Source organism: Xanthomonas bromi, from assembly GCF_900092025.1.
GTDB lineage: Bacteria > Pseudomonadota > Gammaproteobacteria > Xanthomonadales > Xanthomonadaceae > Xanthomonas > Xanthomonas bromi.
The window spans coordinates 85,911-103,425 of sequence record NZ_FLTX01000027.1 but is presented as its reverse complement, the minus strand read 5'-3'; the positions used below and the strand labels follow the sequence as shown (position 1 = coordinate 103,425).

At 65.6% G+C, this 17,515-nt stretch carries 17 protein-coding genes; 6 read left to right on the top strand and 11 right to left on the bottom strand.

The window, feature by feature from the left end; genetic code table 11:
• Positions 1-387: 387 nt before the first annotated feature.
• A complete protein-coding gene (locus tag XBLMG947_RS09520; RefSeq protein WP_065468062.1) occupies positions 388-2,769 on the bottom strand; it encodes a TonB-dependent receptor in 2,382 nt (793 codons plus the stop codon).
• Positions 2,770-3,156: 387 nt separating this feature from the next.
• Entirely contained in the window at positions 3,157-5,223 is a 2,067-nt protein-coding gene (locus XBLMG947_RS09515) for a TonB-dependent receptor (RefSeq protein WP_065468061.1), read from the bottom strand.
• Positions 5,224-5,384: 161 nt separating this feature from the next.
• Between XBLMG947_RS09515 and XBLMG947_RS09510 the strand changes: the two genes are divergently transcribed.
• Positions 5,385-5,801 (top strand): MerC domain-containing protein, encoded by a 417-nt coding sequence (locus XBLMG947_RS09510; RefSeq protein WP_065468059.1) that lies wholly within the window; start codon positions 5,385-5,387, stop codon positions 5,799-5,801.
• A gap of 290 nt (positions 5,802-6,091) precedes the next feature.
• Positions 6,092-6,274 carry a 30S ribosomal protein THX gene (locus XBLMG947_RS09505; protein ID WP_065468058.1) on the top strand — a complete coding sequence of 61 codons (183 nt, stop codon included), beginning with the start codon at positions 6,092-6,094 and terminating at the stop codon, positions 6,272-6,274.
• 131 nt (positions 6,275-6,405) lie between these two features.
• Here the strand turns inward: XBLMG947_RS09505 and XBLMG947_RS09500 are convergent, their stop codons facing one another.
• The 5 genes from XBLMG947_RS09500 to XBLMG947_RS09480 form a co-directional block, all read right to left on the bottom strand.
• Positions 6,406-7,446 (bottom strand): zinc-dependent alcohol dehydrogenase family protein, encoded by a 1,041-nt coding sequence (locus XBLMG947_RS09500; RefSeq protein ID WP_065468057.1) that lies wholly within the window; start codon positions 7,444-7,446, stop codon positions 6,406-6,408.
• 72 nt (positions 7,447-7,518) lie between these two features.
• Positions 7,519-8,910, bottom strand: a complete 1,392-nt coding sequence (locus XBLMG947_RS09495) for a chloride channel protein (RefSeq protein ID WP_065468055.1) — start codon at positions 8,908-8,910, stop codon at positions 7,519-7,521.
• 181 nt (positions 8,911-9,091) lie between these two features.
• Positions 9,092-10,396, bottom strand: coding sequence for an alkaline phosphatase family protein (locus tag XBLMG947_RS09490; RefSeq protein ID WP_065468053.1), 1,305 nt, complete (start codon positions 10,394-10,396; stop codon positions 9,092-9,094).
• 36 nt (positions 10,397-10,432) lie between these two features.
• Positions 10,433-10,978: a methylated-DNA--[protein]-cysteine S-methyltransferase gene (locus XBLMG947_RS09485; protein ID WP_065468052.1), complete on the bottom strand. Its 546-nt coding sequence runs from the start codon at positions 10,976-10,978 to the stop codon at positions 10,433-10,435.
• Positions 10,975-12,438, bottom strand: a complete 1,464-nt coding sequence (locus XBLMG947_RS09480) for an AlkA N-terminal domain-containing protein (protein WP_065468051.1) — start codon at positions 12,436-12,438, stop codon at positions 10,975-10,977. The genes XBLMG947_RS09485 and XBLMG947_RS09480 overlap by 4 nt, the downstream gene beginning before the upstream one ends.
• Positions 12,439-12,585: 147 nt before the next feature.
• On the opposite strand from XBLMG947_RS09480, the gene XBLMG947_RS09475 reads away from it, so the two are divergent.
• The 4 genes from XBLMG947_RS09475 (at position 12,586) to XBLMG947_RS09460 (ending at position 15,565) form a co-directional block, all read left to right on the top strand.
• Positions 12,586-13,845, top strand: a complete 1,260-nt coding sequence (locus tag XBLMG947_RS09475) for a COG3904 family protein (RefSeq protein WP_065468163.1) — start codon at positions 12,586-12,588, stop codon at positions 13,843-13,845.
• Between the two features lie 78 nt (positions 13,846-13,923).
• Positions 13,924-14,178 carry a hypothetical protein gene (locus XBLMG947_RS09470; protein WP_065468049.1) on the top strand — a complete coding sequence of 85 codons (255 nt, stop codon included), beginning with the start codon at positions 13,924-13,926 and terminating at the stop codon, positions 14,176-14,178.
• Positions 14,179-14,592: 414 nt separating this feature from the next.
• Positions 14,593-15,138, top strand: a complete 546-nt coding sequence (locus tag XBLMG947_RS09465) for a DUF4019 domain-containing protein (RefSeq protein ID WP_065468047.1) — start codon at positions 14,593-14,595, stop codon at positions 15,136-15,138.
• 25 nt (positions 15,139-15,163) lie between these two features.
• Complete coding sequence (locus XBLMG947_RS09460) at positions 15,164-15,565, top strand: MAPEG family protein (protein ID WP_065468045.1); 402 nt, start codon at positions 15,164-15,166, stop codon at positions 15,563-15,565.
• A gap of 26 nt (positions 15,566-15,591) precedes the next feature.
• On the opposite strand, the gene XBLMG947_RS09455 is transcribed toward XBLMG947_RS09460, so the two are convergent.
• The 4 genes from XBLMG947_RS09455 to XBLMG947_RS09440 are packed head-to-tail and all read right to left on the bottom strand — an operon-like array spanning position 15,592 to position 17,365.
• Positions 15,592-15,912 (bottom strand): hypothetical protein, encoded by a 321-nt coding sequence (locus XBLMG947_RS09455; protein WP_065468043.1) that lies wholly within the window; start codon positions 15,910-15,912, stop codon positions 15,592-15,594.
• Complete coding sequence (locus tag XBLMG947_RS09450; protein WP_065468041.1) at positions 15,909-16,151, bottom strand: RNA-binding S4 domain-containing protein; 243 nt, start codon at positions 16,149-16,151, stop codon at positions 15,909-15,911. Before XBLMG947_RS09450 ends, XBLMG947_RS09455 begins: the two co-directional genes overlap by 4 nt.
• Before the next feature lie 36 nt (positions 16,152-16,187).
• Entirely contained in the window at positions 16,188-16,835 is a 648-nt protein-coding gene (locus XBLMG947_RS09445; protein WP_065468039.1) for a hypothetical protein, read from the bottom strand.
• A 29-nt stretch (positions 16,836-16,864) separates the two neighbouring features.
• Positions 16,865-17,365, bottom strand: coding sequence for an RNA polymerase sigma factor (locus tag XBLMG947_RS09440; protein ID WP_065468037.1), 501 nt, complete (start codon positions 17,363-17,365; stop codon positions 16,865-16,867).
• Positions 17,366-17,515 lie beyond the last annotated feature (150 nt).

The window sequence follows — 17,515 nt, the reverse complement described above, 5'->3', positions numbered from 1 at the left end:
TTGCCTGCAAGGGCGGCAATCGGTGGTATCTGCGTGATGCGTCGCGCAATTTACGACCTGTTTGTCGAGTTGCGTCTTACACGCGAAATTTCGCGTGCAAAAATTCCCGCGAAATTTTGAAAGAGAGATGGTGTCGATCGGAATAAGCTATCGAAATGCGCAGTCCTGCATCGTATCGGGTGCCGCTTTCAAGAGCGCTAGCGCTTCAGTGCTTGCACCGCCTGGTGCGTGTGGCGAAGGCGCTCGCGTTGCCGTCAGGCAGCGTTTCGCAATGCCGGGCGACGGTCATTGCATCCGTCGGCGCGACAATGCGGTGAAGCAGCGCGCGCCGTGTGCGGGCATCCGCGCAGCAATCTCTGCTGCTGCGCGGGTCGGTGGAAGGCCGATCTACCAGCGGTAGGCCACCGACATCTGGTACTGCCGCCCGGCAATCGGCCGGCCCATGAAGACCCCGCCGGTGGCCGCGCCGGGCACGCGCACGTTGCCCTCGGTGAGGCCCAGCGTGTCGGTGACGTTGCTGCCGCTGGCGGTGATTTCCCAATGTTCGTCCACATGCAGGTTGGCGCCGATATCCAGCATGTCGTACGCGGGCAGGCGCTGGCTGTTGGCCAGATCCGCGAAGCGATCACCGATGGACGAGTAGGTGGCAAATACCTTGAGATCGCCGAACGGCAGCATCCAGTAATAACTGGGCGTGATGCGGAACTGGCGCTTGGGTTGGCGCATCACCTGGTTGCCGGTGAATTCGCGATAGTTGCGGTACTTCGCATCCAGCCACACCCCGGTACCCGCCAGTTCGAAACCACCGAATGGACGGATCGCCCCTTCCACTTCCAGACCGCGCGCGCGCGAGTCGCCCACCGCGGTGAAGTTCTGGCCATTGGCCAGAAACGCCTGAAAGGGTGAGTTCTTGAAGGTGTTGTAGAACGCGGTGAGATACACATCGTATGCATTGGTGCCGGACTTCAGGCCCAGCTCGTATTGATCCACGTCCTGTACCCGGGTTTGCCCATCGCGCAGGTTGTCGAAGCCGGGAAACTTCACCCCGGAGTTGACCCGCGCAAACAGGCTGTTGTTCTGATCGAGCGTGAAGTTCAAGCCGGCCGTCCACGAAAACGCCTCATCGTCCTGATCGATGCGCCGCGTGGTCGCCAGTGCCAGTGAGGTGGCGTTGTCGTACAGCGTGGTCGGGGTGCCATCCAGATCCACGGTGGCGGTGTCGTGCACATCGCCGGTGACGCTCTGGCGCTCGTAGCGCGCGCCCAGGTCCAGGCGCAGGCGCTCGCTCAGTTCCCACTCGTCGGCGACGAAGGCAGCGATGTTTTCGCCGTTGTACTTGGCGCGCAGGTTGAGAAAAGCAGTGCTGGTAAAACCCTGGCGCGTGGCCTGGCGGCCATCGTCCAATGCCACATCGATGCGGCGCGCGTTGTTTTGCGCGGTGAGCAGCATGGTGTTGCCCAGGTACCAGGTGTCGGCAGACGAATACTTGGCGTAATACGCGCCCACTGTCAGCGTATTGCCGGCAAACAACTCGCGGCTCATGCGCAGGTCGTTGGTGAAGGAATTCAGGCGCTTGTCCACGGACCACCAACCGGCTTCGAGCACCTGCTGATTCGGGTCTACCGCGCCGCCGCCATTGGTGTAACTGGCGCTACCGCTGCTGCCGTAACCGGCAATGAAATCGCCTAGGCGTTGCGGCGCATCGCCGGTAAACAGCGCGTAGGTCGGCGCACTGCCGCTCATCACGTTGAAGCGGTCGGCAACGGTCCAGCCGCCGCTTTCCCAGTTCCATTCGCCGCCGAACACATCGATGTTGACGCCACGTCCGTCGGCCAGATCGCGCCGCAGCGTCTGGCCGTTGGGGCCGATCAGCAGACCCACATTGCGGAAGTCGCGGCCGAGCAGGGTGCCGGTCTGGGCGTTCAAGCCGGGGAAGCTGGACAGGTCGTTGCCGTTATTGCGCGAGAGCAGCGGAATCGCGGTATAGAACGCGTTGTTGTCGTCGGTATGCCGCGCATAGAACGACAACTCGCCGCTGTCCCAGCGTTTGCTCAAGGTGGCACTGAACTGACCGCCCTTGTCGGCGGAGAACTGCGGGTCGCGTACGCCGTCGGTCTCGCGGAAGAAACCGCCAATGCTGTAATACCATCCATTGCCCATCGGCCCGCTGTTGAACAGGTCGATCCGGCGCAAGGCATTGTTGCCGCCGGTCACACGCACGCTGCCTTCGGGTTCGTCCTGGCCTTTTTTCTGGATGAAATTGACGGTAAGTCCGGGCTGGCCGTTGGAGAAGATGGGACTGGAGCCGCCGCGCAACACTTCCATGCGTTCGATCGTATCGTCGACGCGGAACAGCGTGGAATTTTCCAGGAACGACAAGCTCGGCGGCGGGAACAGCGGTGAGCCATCCAGTTGCATGGTCACGAACGGTGCATCGCCTTCGGACGGCATGCCGCGCACGAAGATATTGGCACCGGTCCCGCCACCGCTGGGCTCGGCCCACACGCCGGGTACGATCTTGAGCAGGTCTGCGGTGCTCTGTGGCACCGCTTGCTGAATCTGCTCCGGGCTGGCCGTGGTGATCGAAAAACTGGCGTCGCGCTTGGCCAGGCCCTTGAAGCGCGCGGTACCGCTGACGATGACCGCATCCAGCGTGGTGGCGTCCTGATTGCCCGAGGCAGGCGTGATGGTCTGCGTGCGGCCATCCGGTGCCAGCAGCGCGGCGGCGATGGCGAGCGAGAGGGCGTAGCGGGGTGAGGAAAAACGCATGCGCAAGGCTCCTTGTGTCAGTGCAAGAACGCAGCCGAGCCACGCAATGGTGTGCATGCATCGGCAGGCAGTGCACGCGTGCGCCCGCGCTATCGCGTCGCTTGCGCCCCCTGTCAACGCAGTGCTAATGAAGTTTTAACCCCAGATGCGCCGCAGCCTGTTGTGCAACGCAGCAGCGATGGCTGCGTTTCACCTCGTGGAGACGGCCGTGTCTGCTTGCGGTGCAGCGCCGATCACATCTTCTCTGTTGGACCGACGCGCGCAGCGACGAACGCGACTGCAGGCGTGGTGTCGCCACTACCGCATGCGCTGATGCGTCAGCAACACGCATAAAAAGGCCGCCCGAAGGCGGCCTCGCTTCCATTCAGCCGGAAAGAGAATCCGCTGTCAGAAAAACAGGCGCACGCCGAACGAGGCGCTGCGGCCGGGAAGCATCACGTCGTCCTTGAGGAAGGAGGTATGCACGCGTGCGTCCTGGTTGGTGAGGTTATTGCCATCCAGAAACACTTCCCATGCGGTGCTGCCGTGGTCCATGTGATAGGCCAGGTGAGCATCGACGAAGGTGTAGCCGTCGGTCGGGGTTTCGTTCACTGCGACCTTGTCCTGCTTCAGGGTGCGGGTGGCGCCGAGCGATGCGCGCCATTGCTCCGCATTCCAGCGCAGCTGCGTACCGAAACGGCCCGGTGCGATACGCGGCAGATTGCCGCCGTCGCTCAAGCGCGCGCGTACGGTGTCGCCGAACACGCGCAGGTCCCATGCGCCGTTGTCGTTGTTGGCCAGATGCAAGGTGGCCTCGCCCTCGAAGCCGTGGAAGATCGCATCGGCCTGCGTCCACTGGCGGATCGGCAGGAAGTCGTTGTCTTCTTCGTTGAACCACTGATTGCCGGTGTCGACGATGTAGACGAAGTCGTTGTAGCGGTTGTAGTACGCCGCCACCTTGGCATCCACCCACTCGTTCTGAAAGTTCAAACCCAACTCCGCCTGGTTGGCCTTTTCGGTCTTCAGATCCGCATTGCCGATCTCGAAGGCGAGGGTGGCGATATGCGGGCCGTTGGCGAACAGTTCTTCTTCGGCCGGCGCGCGTTCGGCGTGGTCCAGGCTGGCGGTCAGGCGCCACTGCTCGTTGAAGCGGAAACCGCCGCTGGCCGAGAAGCTGGTCGGGGTGAAATCGCGGTCCACGCCGATGTCGGTCTGGTACTTGACCTTGTCCACGCGCGCACCGACTTCGGCGGTGACGCGCTCCCAGCTGTTGCGCGCCACGGCGAATGCACCGAGCGAACGCGTATCGGTCTTGGGCACGAAGGATTCTTCACCGATCGCCTGGAAGGTGGTGTCGCTGCCCTGCAGGCCGAACGCGGTCTGCCAGCCGCCGCCGAAGGTGAACGATGCTTCCACACGGCCCTCGTTGGCGCGCTTGGTGAACACCGTGCCCACTTCGTCGCCTTCGAATTCGGTATGCGCGTAATCGGTGTGGCCGAAGCTGTAGCGCAGCGCGCTGCCTTCGCCCCACGGATCGGTCAGCCCGCCCTTGAGGTCGTAGCGGTCCTGCTGCAATTTCAGGGAGACGCCACGCTCGCCGATGGACGGGTCGCCCGGCTCGCCGGGGTTGCCGTAGTTGTCGCGAAAGCGCGAGGCCGACAGGCCGACAAAGCCCCAGTCGCCGGACAGCGAGGCGCCGATCGAGCCCACCTTGGAATCGATCCAGCTATTGAGTTGGCGGCCCCGCGGGGTGTCGTAGTCGTTCTGGTTGCGGTACACGCCATCGGCATGGATCGACAGCCCGCTGCCGTTGCCGGCATCGACGCGGAACATGTCGGTATTGCCGTCCTTGTCGCCGCCGTCGAAGCGCACTTCGGCGCGCCCGCTGAAGCCGTCCACCGGCGTTTCGGCGATGCGTCCGTCGACCACGTTGACCACGCCGCCGATGGCGCCGGAGCCGTACAGCAGGGTGGATGGACCCTTGAGCACCTCGATCTGGTTAGCCAGGAACGGCTCGATCGCCGGCGAATGATCCTGGCTGACGGTGGACACGTCCTGGGTGGACAGCCCGTCGCGCAGCACCGCCACGCGCGGGCCGTCCAGGCCGCGGATGATCGGCCGGCCCACGCCGGGGCCGAAGTTGGAGCTCTGCACGCCCGGCAGGCTGGCCACGGTTTCGCCCAGGCTGGAACTGCGCACCTCATCCAGGCGCTCGCCGGCCAGCACTTCCACCGAGCGGCTCAGCTCGCCGGCGGCATCGCGCAGCGGGCTGGCGGTGACCACGACCTTGTCCAGGTCCTTGATATGCCGTCCGCTGGAATGGGTGGCGTCGTGGCGGCTGTCCGATGCCGGCGGCGTCTGCGGGTCGGCATCGGCCGGGGCGTCTTCGGCCATGGCCAGGGCAGGGGCCAGCAGACTGGTCAGGGCCAGCGAGAGCGCGGAGCGGAGAAATGAGGGAGCGAGACTAGCGGGCATGGTGGGCGGGGCTCTGTAATTGTTACTTTGTATCAGTGGTAAGACGCAGCTTTCCCGCTGCGCCGCGGCAAGACCCGCATGGCTGCGCGATGCAGTGATGCGGGGCTGGAACAGTAAGATGTTATATTATTCCACATTGCCGCGAGCACCTGCTGGACGTTATGCCTCTACCGACCCTTCGTCATCTTCTCGATCGCTTCGGCGCAACCGGGTCGCTGCTGTGCGCCGTGCACTGTGCGGTACTGCCACTGGTGCTGGCCCTGGCGCCTTCGCTGGGCCTGTCGTTCTGGCTGGGTGAGGAGGTGGAACTGGCCATCGTGGTGTTCGTGACGCTGCTGGGTCTTTTCAGCCTGGTGCTCGGGTATCGCCGGCACAAGGCGCTACACGCGCTGGCGCTGCTGCTGCCGGGCCTGGTCCTGCTCTGGGTGGGCCTGTTGTACGACCCACTGCACCATTCGGTGGTGCCGCATGCGGTGGTGATGACGCTGGGCGGCGCCCTGGTCGGCATCGCGCACCTGGTCAATCTGCGCCTGAATCACGGACATGGGCATGTCCACGACGCCAGTTGTGTGCATTGAGAAGCGCTAACGACGCGGCTGTGGAGTCGCCAGGCCAGCGCGGCAGAGTCGATATTCTCATCCGCACGTCCGGTTTGCTTTGCGTCGCTCGCGCCCATCTGATGACTGCTCGCCACGGCACGCGCGTGTTGTAGCCGGACCAGCTCGCAGGTCGGGTCGGACGCAGCCCTGCTACGCTGGCCGGAGCCGCCGTGGTAGGCTTGTCGGCCTTGCGCGAGGGCGCCGCCGGTGAAACCTCGCCAGACCCGTGCCAGCACGGGAATTTGTATTCACATTCAGGAGTCGACGAAATGGGTAAGGGTGACCGTAAGACCGCCAAGGGCAAGCGCTACAACGCCAGCTACGGCAATTCGCGTTCGCACGCGGTGAGCAAGGTTGTCGTGGGTGCAACTGCCCCGGTTGCCAAGAAGGGCGTGGTCAAGGCCCCGGCCAAGAAGGCCGTCGCCAAGAAGACCGTCGCCAAGGCCGGCTGATCCCGGCTCGCTTCTCCACACCAGAACGCGGCGCTTGCGCCGCGTTTTTCGTTTTGCAGGCCAGTCGTTTACGCTCCCGGCCGGCCCATCAATGTGCGCCCAGGTGCGCAGGATGCCGGCGGCGATATGCGCTAGAAGCGATCAATGACGCTGATGCCGAGGTCGCGCGTAGCGTCCATGCCGGTCAGCACTGCAATGGCCTCGTCCAGGCCCACCCTTTTGCCGATGAGCCGTTGTGGTGCGATCTTCCCGGCCTGGATCATCTCCAGCATGGCATCGTACCGCCACGCCTGCATCCCGTGGCTGCCGTAGATCTCCAGTTCGTGGCCGATCACCTGCGCCATCGGGATCCTGGGCGTGGCGTGTTCGCCCAGCATCAGTCCCACCTGGACATGCCGGCCGCGCCGCCGCAGGTTGCTGATGGAGTTGAAACAGGTCGCGGGGCTGCCGAGCGCATCGATGGAAACATGCGCGCCGCCCTTGGTGATCTCGCGAATCGCCTCCACCGTGTCGGCCGCTTTCGACGCGTTGACCGTTGCGACCGCGCCGCATTCGACGGCGAATGCCAGCTTGTCGTCGAAGATGTCCACCGCAATCACCTGCGCTCCCAGTGCCGCTGCGATCATCACTGCCGAAAGCCCGACGCCGCCGCAGCCATGTACCACGACCCATTCGCCAGGGCCGGTTCTGGCCTGATCGACCACGGCCCGAAACGAGGTGGCAAACCGGCATCCCAGGCTTGCCGCCGTCGCACTGTCGATGCTTTCCGGCAGTCTGACCAGATTCGTTTCGGCAAAATCGATCGCGACATATTCGGCGAACGATCCCCATGCGGTGAAGCCGGGCTGGAACTGGTTCGAGCACACTTGCTGATCGCCGCCGTGGCACAGCGCACAGCGCCCGCACCCGGACACGAACGGCACGGTGACCCTGGTGCCGATCGCAAAGCCCGAGATGCGTTTTCCCAAGGCGACCACTTCGCCGGCGAACTCATGTCCCGGCACGTGCGGCAATGCAATGTCCGGATCGTGCCCCATCCAGCCGTGCCAATCGCTGCGGCAGATGCCGGTGGCCGCCACTTTGATCACCACGCCGTCATCGCTTGGCGTCGGGTCGGGCAGTTGCAGAATTTTCGGAACATGTTCGAAACGCTCGAAGTGCATTGCACGCATGCATAACCTCGGGAAGCAGCACGATGAAGAGGGGATCTACCGCGCTTCACCGCTGGCGAGCGGTGCGGCAGCTTATGTTCGTGGTGGGGCGTCGTCCTGGCCGCTGTTTCCGGCCAATGTCTGGAGCCGCGACGTTGACGCGCGCTCTGCAGCGGTCGCGGGCACCGGCACGGCCAACAACTGCTCGGCCAGGCCGCGATAGATCGGCGTCTTGCACACCAGCCCGGACACCGCGCGCGCAATCAGCACGGTGGCCAGGATCGGCAGCAGCATCTGGCTGGTGTCGGTGAGTTCCAGCGAGATCACCGCCGAGGTCAGCGGTGCCTGGGTCACGCCGGTCAGGTAGGCGCACATGCCCAGCAGCACGAAGGTGCGCGGGTCCACGCTGGGCATCAACACCGACAGGTTGTGGCCGATGCCGGCACCGACCGCCAATGCGGGCGAGAACAGGCCGCCCGGGATGCCGGCCAGATACGAGACCAGATTGGCGATGAGTTTCATCAGGCCGAATTCGTGGCCAACCACCGCGTGCCCCTGTACCAGGCTGCGTGCCTGCTCGTAGCCGGTGCCGAACGCGCCTTGCCCGAATACCAGCGCGAGCCCGACCAGGGCGACGCCGCACAACGCGGCCAGCAGCACCGGATGCCGTTGACGCAGCGCCCCCAACCAGCGCGGTTTACCGCTGACGCTGGCCAGCACCATCCGCGCGAACACGCCGCCAAGCAACCCGGCCACGCTGCCGCACAGCGCGATCGCCAACCACGCCTGACCCAGCGGCAGGGTCACCGCCACCTTGCCGAAATAGGTGTAGCTGCCCAACAGACCCAGCGACACCACGCCGCCGACGATCACCGCAGTGAGCAACGTGCCGGAGAAGTGATGCTCGAAGCGCCCGCTCAATTCTTCGATCGCAAACACCACGCCGGCCAGCGGCGTGTTGAAGGCCGCCGCGATACCGGCGGCGCCGCCAGCGAGCAGAAAGTGCGAGAGCTCGCGTGGATCATGAAAACCGAACCAGCGCCCGAACACATGCATCAGGCTGGCGCCCACATGCACGGTGGGTCCCTCGCGCCCGACCGATGCGCCGCCGAGCAGCGACAGCGTGGTCAATGCAAGTTTGCCCAGCGATACGCGCAGCGACAGATTGCTGTCGCGAAATGCCGGGTCCGGATGCTCCAGCGCGGCGATGACCTGCGGGATGCCGCTGCCGCGCGTGGGCCGTAGCGCACCGGAGGTGAGCCAGGCGAGCAGAGCGAAAATGCCCGGCGTCAGCAGCAATGACCACCAGATCGAGTGTGCGGTAATGCGTTGAAAAAGATGGAAGGCCGCGTCGCTGGCCTTGGCGAACACGATCGCCACCAGCGCCACCGCAATTGCGCCGCCCCACAGTGCAGCGCGACGACGCCAGCCTTCGCTGGACAACAGCGGCCGCAGGCGATGCGGCGGGGGATTGGAAGCAGACATAGCACCATTGTCGCACTCCCTGGCGGCAGACGGGTCTGCAGCCATCCACAGTCCTGCCCCGTGTGGCCGGCATCAATGCGCGTAGCAGCGAGGCGGAACAGCGTCTTTATGCGGGAGATATCAATGCTGACGCACAGGTGCGCATGCATGCTCGGCACCGTGCTGACGATGCCTGCCGCAGCTATTCGATGCCGGTGGCCGGCGGCACCCGCAAGGCCGGCAGCAAGGTGGCCGGGTTGCCATCGTTGGGCGCGGCGGGGATACCCAGCAGCCGGGTCATCAGTGGGTAGACATCCACATTGTCGAAGTCCGGCAGTGTCCTGCCCTGCGCCAGGTCCGGGCCTTGCGCCAGGAACACTGCACGCATGGACGGCAACCCCGGATCGAAGCCATGCGAGCCTTGCCGCGCACGCTTGGCGAGTTTGTCGGGCAATAGTGCATCCCAGCCTTCGTGCATCTGGCACACGATCGGCGGAATGCGCGGGTGGCTGCCGTAATGCCAGCGCGCCGGCAGCTCGGCCTTGCGCCAGCAGTCGTACTGCGGGTGTTTACCAAGCAAGCTGGCGTCGGCAGCCGTCTGTTTCCCGAGCATCGGCTCGAAACCGATCACCTGGCCGTCAGTGATGGCGGTGGCGATCTGCGGCGGTGCGATGTCTTCCACGCTGATCGCGTGCCCCGGCGCAACCTCGGCCATGCCGTGGTCGGAGACCACGATGATGTTGGTGCGTGCACGCGTGCCATCGCGTTGCATGCCGTCCAGCAGCCTGCCGATTGCAGCGTCTACCGTGTGCACGGCGTCGGCGTACTCGCGCGATTCCGGGCCGTGGTCGTGGCCGGCTTCGTCCACGTGTTCGAAGTACAGCGTGACCAGGCGATTGCGCTGAGCACCGTCAGTTTTCAACCAGTTCCGCACCGCGCCCACACGCATGTCCAGGCTCACGCCTTTTTCGTAATGGCGCCACTGCGATGGGCGCACGCCCTTGATCGCCGCTTCGCTACCGGGCCAGGACCAAGTCGCTGCATGCTGGCCGGTCTTTTCCACGCCCACCCACACGGGTTCGCCGCCCCACCAGCGTGCATCGCCCACTGCGTCGGGCTTGCTCAGCCAAAAACCGCCAAGCGTCGGGTCGCGCATGCTGTTGTGCACGATGCCGTGGTGATCCGGGCGCAGGCCGGTGACCAAGGTGTAGTGATTGGGAAACGTCAGCGACGGATATGACGGCGTCATCCAGCGCGCACGCACGCCTGCGCGTGCCAGTTGCGACAGGGTCGGCGTGATGCCGCGATCGAGCATGTCGGCGCGCAGGCCGTCGATGGAGATCAGCAGCAGGGTATGCGGTGCGTTGGCGGATGCGTTGCTCACCGAGGCGGCCGCCGCTGCCGCGGGTGGCAGCGGCGTGGGCACGCTGCGCAAGTATGGCTGGCTGCTACAGGCCGCAAGCAGCGCAAGCGCCGCTGCGGCAATTCCAAAACGTCGGTCGATCATGTCGCCAGTTTACGATGCAGCGATAACCTCGCGAAGTCAGGCATTGCGCAGTGCGGATGCAGGAGTGAACAGATCGTCGGCAGGTGCGGCGCGAGGTGGCGACCAACCTTCCAACTGCAACAGCGCCTGCTTGGTCGGCAGGCCACCGCCGAAGCCGGTCAACGCGCCATTGGCGCCGATCACGCGGTGGCAGGGCAGCACGATCGGTAGCGGATTGCGTCCGTTGGCAGCACCCACTGCGCGGCTCGCGGCGGGGCGGCCTACCGCCTGCGCGAGTTGCGCATAACTCCAGGTCTGCCCGAACGGAATCTGCGCCAGGGTGCGCCAGACGCTGAGCTGAAACGGCGTGCCGGTCGGCGCCAGCGGCAGATCGAAACTGCGTCGCCCGCCATGCAGGTAATCGAGCAGTTGTTCGCGTGCTGCGCGCACCAGCGGCGCGTCGGGGTCGTGCAGCCAGCGCGCACGGCCGATGGCGTCGTAGCGGTTTTGCGCGAACAGGATGTGGTGCACGCCGGTGTCGTCGGCGGCCACGCTGAGCGCGCCGATCGGCGAGGGGAAGGTGTCGTAGTAGAGCGTATTCATGGGCGGGTGTCCTTGCGATCGACGGCGAGATGCCACAGGTGCAACACGGCATACGCGCGCCATGGGCGCCATGCCTGCGAACGCGCTTCGGTGGCGCGTTCGCTCAAACGCGCCGGCGCGCCGAGGACCTGTTGCAGGATCAGATCGCCGGCGGGAAACGCATCCGGATGCGAGAGCGCGCGCATGGCGATGTAGTGCGCGGTCCACGGACCGATCCCGGGCAGTGCGGTGCAGGCGGCGATGAAGTCGGGCAGGCGCTGCCCGGCACCGAAGTGCAGCTGGCCTTGCACGCAGGCGGATGCCAATGCACGCAGCGTCGCGGCGCGCGCACGGGGCAGCCCGAGCTGTTCCAGCGGCGCGTCGGCCAGCTGTGCAGGCGTGGGGAAACTGCGGGCCAGGCCGGGGGGCATGTCGGCATGATGGCCGCCATGACGGTGGACCAGCCGCGCTGCCAGCGTTGCCGCGCCGGCCACGCTGATCTGCTGGCCCAGCACCGCACGCACCGCCACCTCGAAGCCGTCCCAGCCACCGGGCACGCGCAGGCCGGGTCGGCGTGCGATCGCCTCGGCCAGCAGGGGTTCCGGCGCAAGCGTGGCATGCACGGCCTGCAGGTCGGCATCCAAATCGAACAGCCTGCGTACGCGCCGCACGATCTGCAGAATCTGCCGCGGGTCGGTGGCACCGATGCGCAACAGCAGTTCCGCACGCTGCGGTGCCGCGCTGACCTCGATCACGCTGGCCTTGCCCGGCGGGCCGATCACGCGACGGTAGCCGTTCGCATCGACCTGCTCGATGCCCGGAATCGCACGGCGCTGCAAAAATGCCAGCATCGCCGGCAGATCCAGCGGCGGGCGATAGCCCAGGCGCAGGGTCAGTTCGCCGCCCGGTACTTCGCCACGCTGCTTGCGCAAGGCCGACGGCGGCATGCCGCAGCCCTGCAGAAAGGCGGCATTGAAGCGGCGCAGGCTATTGAAGCCCGCTGCCAGCGCGACCTCGGTGACCGGCAAGGCGGTTTCGGTCAGCAACTGCTTGGCCAGCAGCAACCGATGCGTGCCATGCACCTGGATCGGCGTGGCGCCCAACTGCCGCACGAATTGCCGTTGCAGTTGGCGCGCGCTCAAGCCCACCGCATCGGCCAGCGTCTGCACCGGCTGCTCCTGCAGCGCGCCGTCGGCAATCATCGCCAATGCGCGCTGCACGCTTTCTTCGCCCAGATGCTGCTGCGCTTGCGGCGACAGCTCCGGCCGGCAGCGCAGGCACGGCCGATACCCAGCCGCACTGGCCGCCGCAGCAGTGGGGTAGTAACTGACATTGGCCGGCTTCGGTGGCGGTGCCGGACACACCGGGCGGCAATAGATGCCGGTGCTGCGCACGGCGGTGAAAAACAGTCCGTCGAAGCGTGCATCGCGCGCCAGGCGGGCGCGGTCGCATTGGGTTCGGTCGGGCGTTGCGGTCTGCATGGCGCCAGTCTATGCGCTTGCCACAGCACCGGCTGGCCGTTTTCGGACAGGGTTGCGGCGGGTCTGCGCGTTCATGGCCGGGTCAACCCATGAGTCCATTCAGCCATAGACTCCTGGTGATCTCCGTCGCGGTGCGTGCCCCACATCATGGTGAAATCGGCTTGCCTGTCACTTGCCTGCTTGCTCCTGCTAGCCGCCTGCGAGCGTTCGGCGACCTCTGCCGATGCATCGGTTGCGCAGCAGAATGGTGCAGGGCAGGCGGGCGATGGCGACCATATGGTGTCGGTCGATACGCCCGACCCGATACCGCCGCCACGCCAGCGTGCGCAGATCGGCGAGCCGGGTTGGCTGCAGGCGCAACTGGAGTCGGGCCAGGCCTGGATCAGCTGCGCCACCGATTACGGCAAGGAAGCCGGCGATGGCACCTTGCTGCCGGCGCTGGACCGGGCCAGCGTGGAAGCTGCGTTGGCGCCGTGCCGCGAGACCGGGCTGGTGCGGGTGCGCTACGCGGGCAAGATCAATGCCGGCTTTGCGGCGCTGGTGTGGCGGCTTGCGGCGGTGGCCGAGCAGTTGGGGTTGCCGCATCGCATCCTGGATCTGGATTCCAGCGGCGGGCAGGTGGAGGCGGCGATCCGCGCCGGCGACACCATCGGCGAATCCAACTGGACCATCTGGGTGCGCGAAGGCTCCATCTGCCATAGCGCCTGTGTGTTCGTGCTGGCGGCTGGCGACAACCGCCTGGTCGCCGGCAAGGTCGGCATTCACCGCATGATGCGGATCAGCTCCAAGGCGACGTCGCGGGCAGAGCTCAATCGGGAATTGCGCGAGGTCTATGGCAACGTCAAGGATTACCTGGAGCGCAACGGCGTGGCCGTGGCGGTGGCCGATCTGATGATGACCGTGCCCAACCGCAGCCTGCGCCTGCTCACGATTGAAGAACTGCACGAATACGGCCTGGACGGCACCAACGCCGTGCAGGACGATCTGGAACGCATCCGCCAGATGCGCAAGTGCGGCGATGCCTTCGTGCGGCGCAAGGACGCGTTTTTGGTGACCTTCGATCAAAAGTGCAAAGGCGAGGGCGCGGATCTGGATGCGGTCAACGCCTGCGGGCTGGCCTTGAAGCAGCGCTTCGGCTTCCCCGATGCGGCCTGTCCGGAAGAAAGCCCGCTGGCCGAAACCGATGCCGCGGCCCTGCCGCCGGCCAGCCCAACGGCCGAGACCCGGACCGGTGAGGCGGATAACGGCCAGCCGCAAACCGGTCAGGCGCGCAGTGACCAAGCGCAGACCAGCGAGGCCCAGGGCGGTGCGGCAGGCGCTGCCGAGTCCACAGCTGCGCCAGATTCCACGCCGGCGCAGGATGCCGCCCAGGTCGAGCCGCGATCAGCCACGCATCCCGAAGGCTGAGAGCCGTGGCGGGCTTCACGCGTACCGCACTCCACGCTGCCTATCGTCGCTGCATCACGACTGAGCCGGGGAGGGCTTATGCGAGGCAAGACCAAAGGGGTGTTACTGGCATATTTACCGTCGGCTCTGTTGGTGCTGGTGGGCTTCGGTGTGGCTGAGTTGCTGCGTGTGGCCGCTGCCGCCATGCACGAACAGTGGCCGGCGACACTGGCGATGTGGATGAGTCTGGCGGGGGTGATTGCCGCGATTGCGCGTGCCTTCTGGGTCAGTTGGCGTCTGTGGCGACCGCGTGCTGTGGCGGCCGTGCCACCAGCTCCCGGGGGCGAAGTCTAGATCGAGTAGAAACTAGATCGAGTAGAAAACGGCGTTGCGGTCGCCAAGGGATGCGCGGCTTTGCCCGGGATGAGCGAGGGACTTCCACCACGTTGCCGCGCGATCCTCGGTATCCATTCGACGCTGCTATCCACAGCGTTTGCGACTCCAGATACAAGGATGAAAGCGCCGCTGCCAGACCTGATTGCTTCAAGCGAGTGCGCCCGTGGCCAGAGTTCCGTGCTTGCCGCTTGCGCGCTCGATGCGTGCTTCGTCCACCAGCTCCGCGCGGCCGCTTGCCATGGTCTGCCTTCTGCGCCACCCCGCAACTGCATCCGGTACTTGTGTTGTGCAGGTGGCATCCTAGACTGCGCTACGCACTGAAAGATGCCTGGTGTTTCTCCTTCCACCCGATCCGTACAAGGTCCCCGTCCCATGTTTCGTTCCTGTCTGCTTATCGCGTTGGCACTGGCTCCAGCGCTGGCGTTCGCTCAACAACCGCAGCCCGCCAGCCGCGCCGCTAAGCCGGTTGCGGCGCAGTCGGCAGCTGCAGCGTCAGGAGCGCCGGTCGGCCAGCCGGCGCTCAGCCCCGCGCAGGAGGCGCAGCTGACCAAGCAGAACACCGAGATGACCCAGGCCGCGTTGCGCGTGGCGCAGATGGTGGACGGCAACCAGGTCGCCTCGTTGTGGGATGGCGCGTCCAAGGTCGCCAAGACCGCCGTCAAGCGCGACGTCTTCGTCAGCCAGATCGGCACCGAACGCGTGCGGCTTGGCGCGGTGGTCGGTCGCGGCCAGGGCTCGGTGACGCGGGTCAAGTACGGCCCCGGCGCGCAGGTGCCCGAAGGCCTGTACGTCAACGTCAGCTTCCCGACCCGCTTCGCCAAGGCGCAGCAGCCGGTACGCGAGCTGGTGTCGTTCCGTCTGGACGAAGACAAGACCTGGCGTCTGGCCGGTTACAGCCTGCGCACGGCGGTGAAATGATGTTTCCATCGGCTGGGAGAGACGTATGCAACTGACCATCGAACTGCAAACGCTGGGCTGGGCGATGGTGCTCGGGCTTGTGCAATTGCTGGCTGCCTCGGCCAGCATGACCGCCCAGCGCGGCACCAAGTGGAACGCCAGCGCACGCGATGGCGACGCCAAGCCGCTCACCGGCGTGGCCGCACGGCTGGACCGCGCGTTCCGCAACTATCTGGAAACCTTTCCGATCTTCGCGGCTGCGGTGCTGGCGGTGAGCGTGGCCGGGCGCACCAGTGCAGAGACAGCGCTCGGCGTGCAGCTGTACCTGTGGGCGCGCGTGGCCTATGTGCCGGTGTATGCCGCGGGTATCCCCTACCTGCGTAGCGCCATCTGGGTGGTGTCGTTCTGGGGCATCGTCAAACTGGTGCGGGCACTGCTAGGCGTTTGATGCAGCATCGCCGGCAGGTGTGCGGTTCAACCCGGCGCTCGAACCTGCGCCAGGATCGCGTCGATTGCCGCCTGCGCATCATTGCTGCGCAGGGCTTGTTCCAGGATCGGAATCACCCACGCGCAGCCGGCCTTGGTCACATCTGCACGCCAGCCGCCGGGCCAGGCGTCCAGTTCGTGCAAGGCCAGCATTGTGCAGCCGCCTCGCTCGGCATGCCCGCCGCGGATGGATTGCTCCAGCCAGAACGGTTTGTCCGAATCGATGGCGATCGAAAAAACATAGACGTCATGCGTTGGATCGTCGACCGAAGGCGCGTTGTTGCGCTGGCCGATTTCTACCACCTTCATGCGTCGGGGTCCGCATCCGGGTCCAGTGCCAGCACGCGAATTTCCACCTCCTCCAACTGCACCAGCTGACCGGGGCGGATCTTGGCGGTCTTGCGCAGCTCCTGCACGCCGTCGACGCTGACCGCGCCGCTGGCCACAATCGCCTTGCCCTGGCCGCCGCTGTCGGCAATGCCGGCCAGCTTGAGCAACTGGTTGAGTTCGATGTGGTCGCCGTCCAGGTCGAATTCCAGATATTGCATGGTGTGCTCGGTCGCAGGGAGACGGCGATTATCCGCCTACTCGCGCTGGAAACGCGCGATCTGTTCCAGCAGGATTTCGGTACGGGCGACGCTGCGGCCGGCATGTGCGTTGTCGATGCGTTCCAGCCAGGGTTGGCCGCTGTGCTGCAGCCGCCGATAGCCCAGCCAGGTGCCGATGCCGCCGAGCAGCCCGACCAGCACGTTGCACAGCAGCCAGACATTTGGCAGCGACACCCCGGTGAGGGCGCGCCATGCAGCGTCCGCCACTGCCACCCACAACACCCAGAACGCCACGCCCAGCCATGGTGTCACCCGCGTGCGCCAGCGCCGCAGCTGCGCAAGCGCCCGCTGCGTCTGCAGCAGTGGCCTGGCGAAATCCAGCTGCGACAACAGCCACAGTTGACGCGCTGCCGAGGCTGCCAGCGCAACACACCACATCTGCAGCAGCACTCCACCAATGACCGCTGCCGCCTGATCGGCAAACGGGAGCCAGCTATGGGCGATGACGCCGCTCAGCGCGATGGCGCACAGCAGCTGCGCCGATTGGCTCAGCCACAACGGACGCAGTTGCGCACGTACTGCGTGGCTGCGCATAGCGCCCAGCAGGTGGCCGGTGAGTGCGGTCTGTTGGTCCAGCCGCTGTTCCAGTGAACGCCAGGCGCGGGCGATGTCGTCCAGTTCCATGTCTTGCTCCGGTTGCGGATCGGGGTGGGTCAAAGTTCGGCGCGAATGCGGGTTTTCAGGCGGCTGAGTTTTGTGGCGACATTGGTTTCGCTGATGCCGAGCACTTCGCCGATCTCGCGGTAGCTGTGTTCGTCCAGATAGAGCAACAGCAGCGCGCGTTCCAGCGGCGGTTGTTGCGCAATGAAGGCGTATAGCGCGGCGACCTGCTGCTCGTGCACTGGGGCGTGCGCCAGTGGATCGGCGATGCGCTCGACGACTGCGTCGAGCGCGATCGGCTCGACGGGCGTGCGGCGGCGGCCGCGCAGATCGCTGATCGCCACATTCAAGGCGATGCGGTACATCCAGGTGGAAAAGCGCCGGCTCGGATCGTAGCTGGGAAATGCCCGCCACAATTGCGTGGCGATTTCCTGCGCCAGTTCGTCGCGGTCGTCGCGGTCGTGGCAATAACTTGCCGCCACTTTCAGCACGATGCCGCGGTGTTGCTGCAGCAGGGTGCTGAAGCGGGCTTGCAGGTCTGTGTCCAGGGGCATGGCTCCAATCGGGTGGGAGGGAGGGTTTGCACGCCAGGATGATTCGCGCGAACGTGCAATTCCTCACAACCTGAATGGCCTGTCACGAACATTTCGACAGCAGGGGGGCTGAAGAGGCACACTATGCTGCTTTGCGCCTGCCGGCTCCGT

Bases quoted from the DNA above. Each gene is read 5' to 3' on its own strand.
- XBLMG947_RS09515 (WP_065468061.1), bottom strand. From the start codon at position 5,223: ATGCCCGCTAGTCTCGCTCCCTCATTTCTCCGCTCCGCGCTCTCGCTG.
- XBLMG947_RS09490 (WP_065468053.1), bottom strand. From the start codon at position 10,396: ATGATCGACCGACGTTTTGGAATTGCCGCAGCGGCGCTTGCGCTGCTT.
- XBLMG947_RS09445 (WP_065468039.1), bottom strand. From the start codon at position 16,835: ATGGAACTGGACGACATCGCCCGCGCCTGGCGTTCACTGGAACAGCGG.
- XBLMG947_RS09480 (WP_065468051.1), bottom strand. From the start codon at position 12,438: ATGCAGACCGCAACGCCCGACCGAACCCAATGCGACCGCGCCCGCCTG.
- XBLMG947_RS09475 (WP_065468163.1), top strand. From the start codon at position 12,586: ATGGTGAAATCGGCTTGCCTGTCACTTGCCTGCTTGCTCCTGCTAGCC.
- XBLMG947_RS09465 (WP_065468047.1), top strand. From the start codon at position 14,593: ATGTTTCGTTCCTGTCTGCTTATCGCGTTGGCACTGGCTCCAGCGCTG.
- XBLMG947_RS09505 (WP_065468058.1), top strand. From the start codon at position 6,092: ATGGGTAAGGGTGACCGTAAGACCGCCAAGGGCAAGCGCTACAACGCC.
- XBLMG947_RS09485 (WP_065468052.1), bottom strand. From the start codon at position 10,978: ATGAATACGCTCTACTACGACACCTTCCCCTCGCCGATCGGCGCGCTC.
- XBLMG947_RS09500 (WP_065468057.1), bottom strand. From the start codon at position 7,446: ATGCGTGCAATGCACTTCGAGCGTTTCGAACATGTTCCGAAAATTCTG.
- XBLMG947_RS09460 (WP_065468045.1), top strand. From the start codon at position 15,164: ATGCAACTGACCATCGAACTGCAAACGCTGGGCTGGGCGATGGTGCTC.
- XBLMG947_RS09450 (WP_065468041.1), bottom strand. From the start codon at position 16,151: ATGCAATATCTGGAATTCGACCTGGACGGCGACCACATCGAACTCAAC.
- XBLMG947_RS09440 (WP_065468037.1), bottom strand. From the start codon at position 17,365: ATGCCCCTGGACACAGACCTGCAAGCCCGCTTCAGCACCCTGCTGCAG.
- XBLMG947_RS09495 (WP_065468055.1), bottom strand. From the start codon at position 8,910: ATGTCTGCTTCCAATCCCCCGCCGCATCGCCTGCGGCCGCTGTTGTCC.
- XBLMG947_RS09510 (WP_065468059.1), top strand. From the start codon at position 5,385: ATGCCTCTACCGACCCTTCGTCATCTTCTCGATCGCTTCGGCGCAACC.
- XBLMG947_RS09520 (WP_065468062.1), bottom strand. From the start codon at position 2,769: ATGCGTTTTTCCTCACCCCGCTACGCCCTCTCGCTCGCCATCGCCGCC.
- XBLMG947_RS09455 (WP_065468043.1), bottom strand. From the start codon at position 15,912: ATGAAGGTGGTAGAAATCGGCCAGCGCAACAACGCGCCTTCGGTCGAC.
- XBLMG947_RS09470 (WP_065468049.1), top strand. From the start codon at position 13,924: ATGCGAGGCAAGACCAAAGGGGTGTTACTGGCATATTTACCGTCGGCT.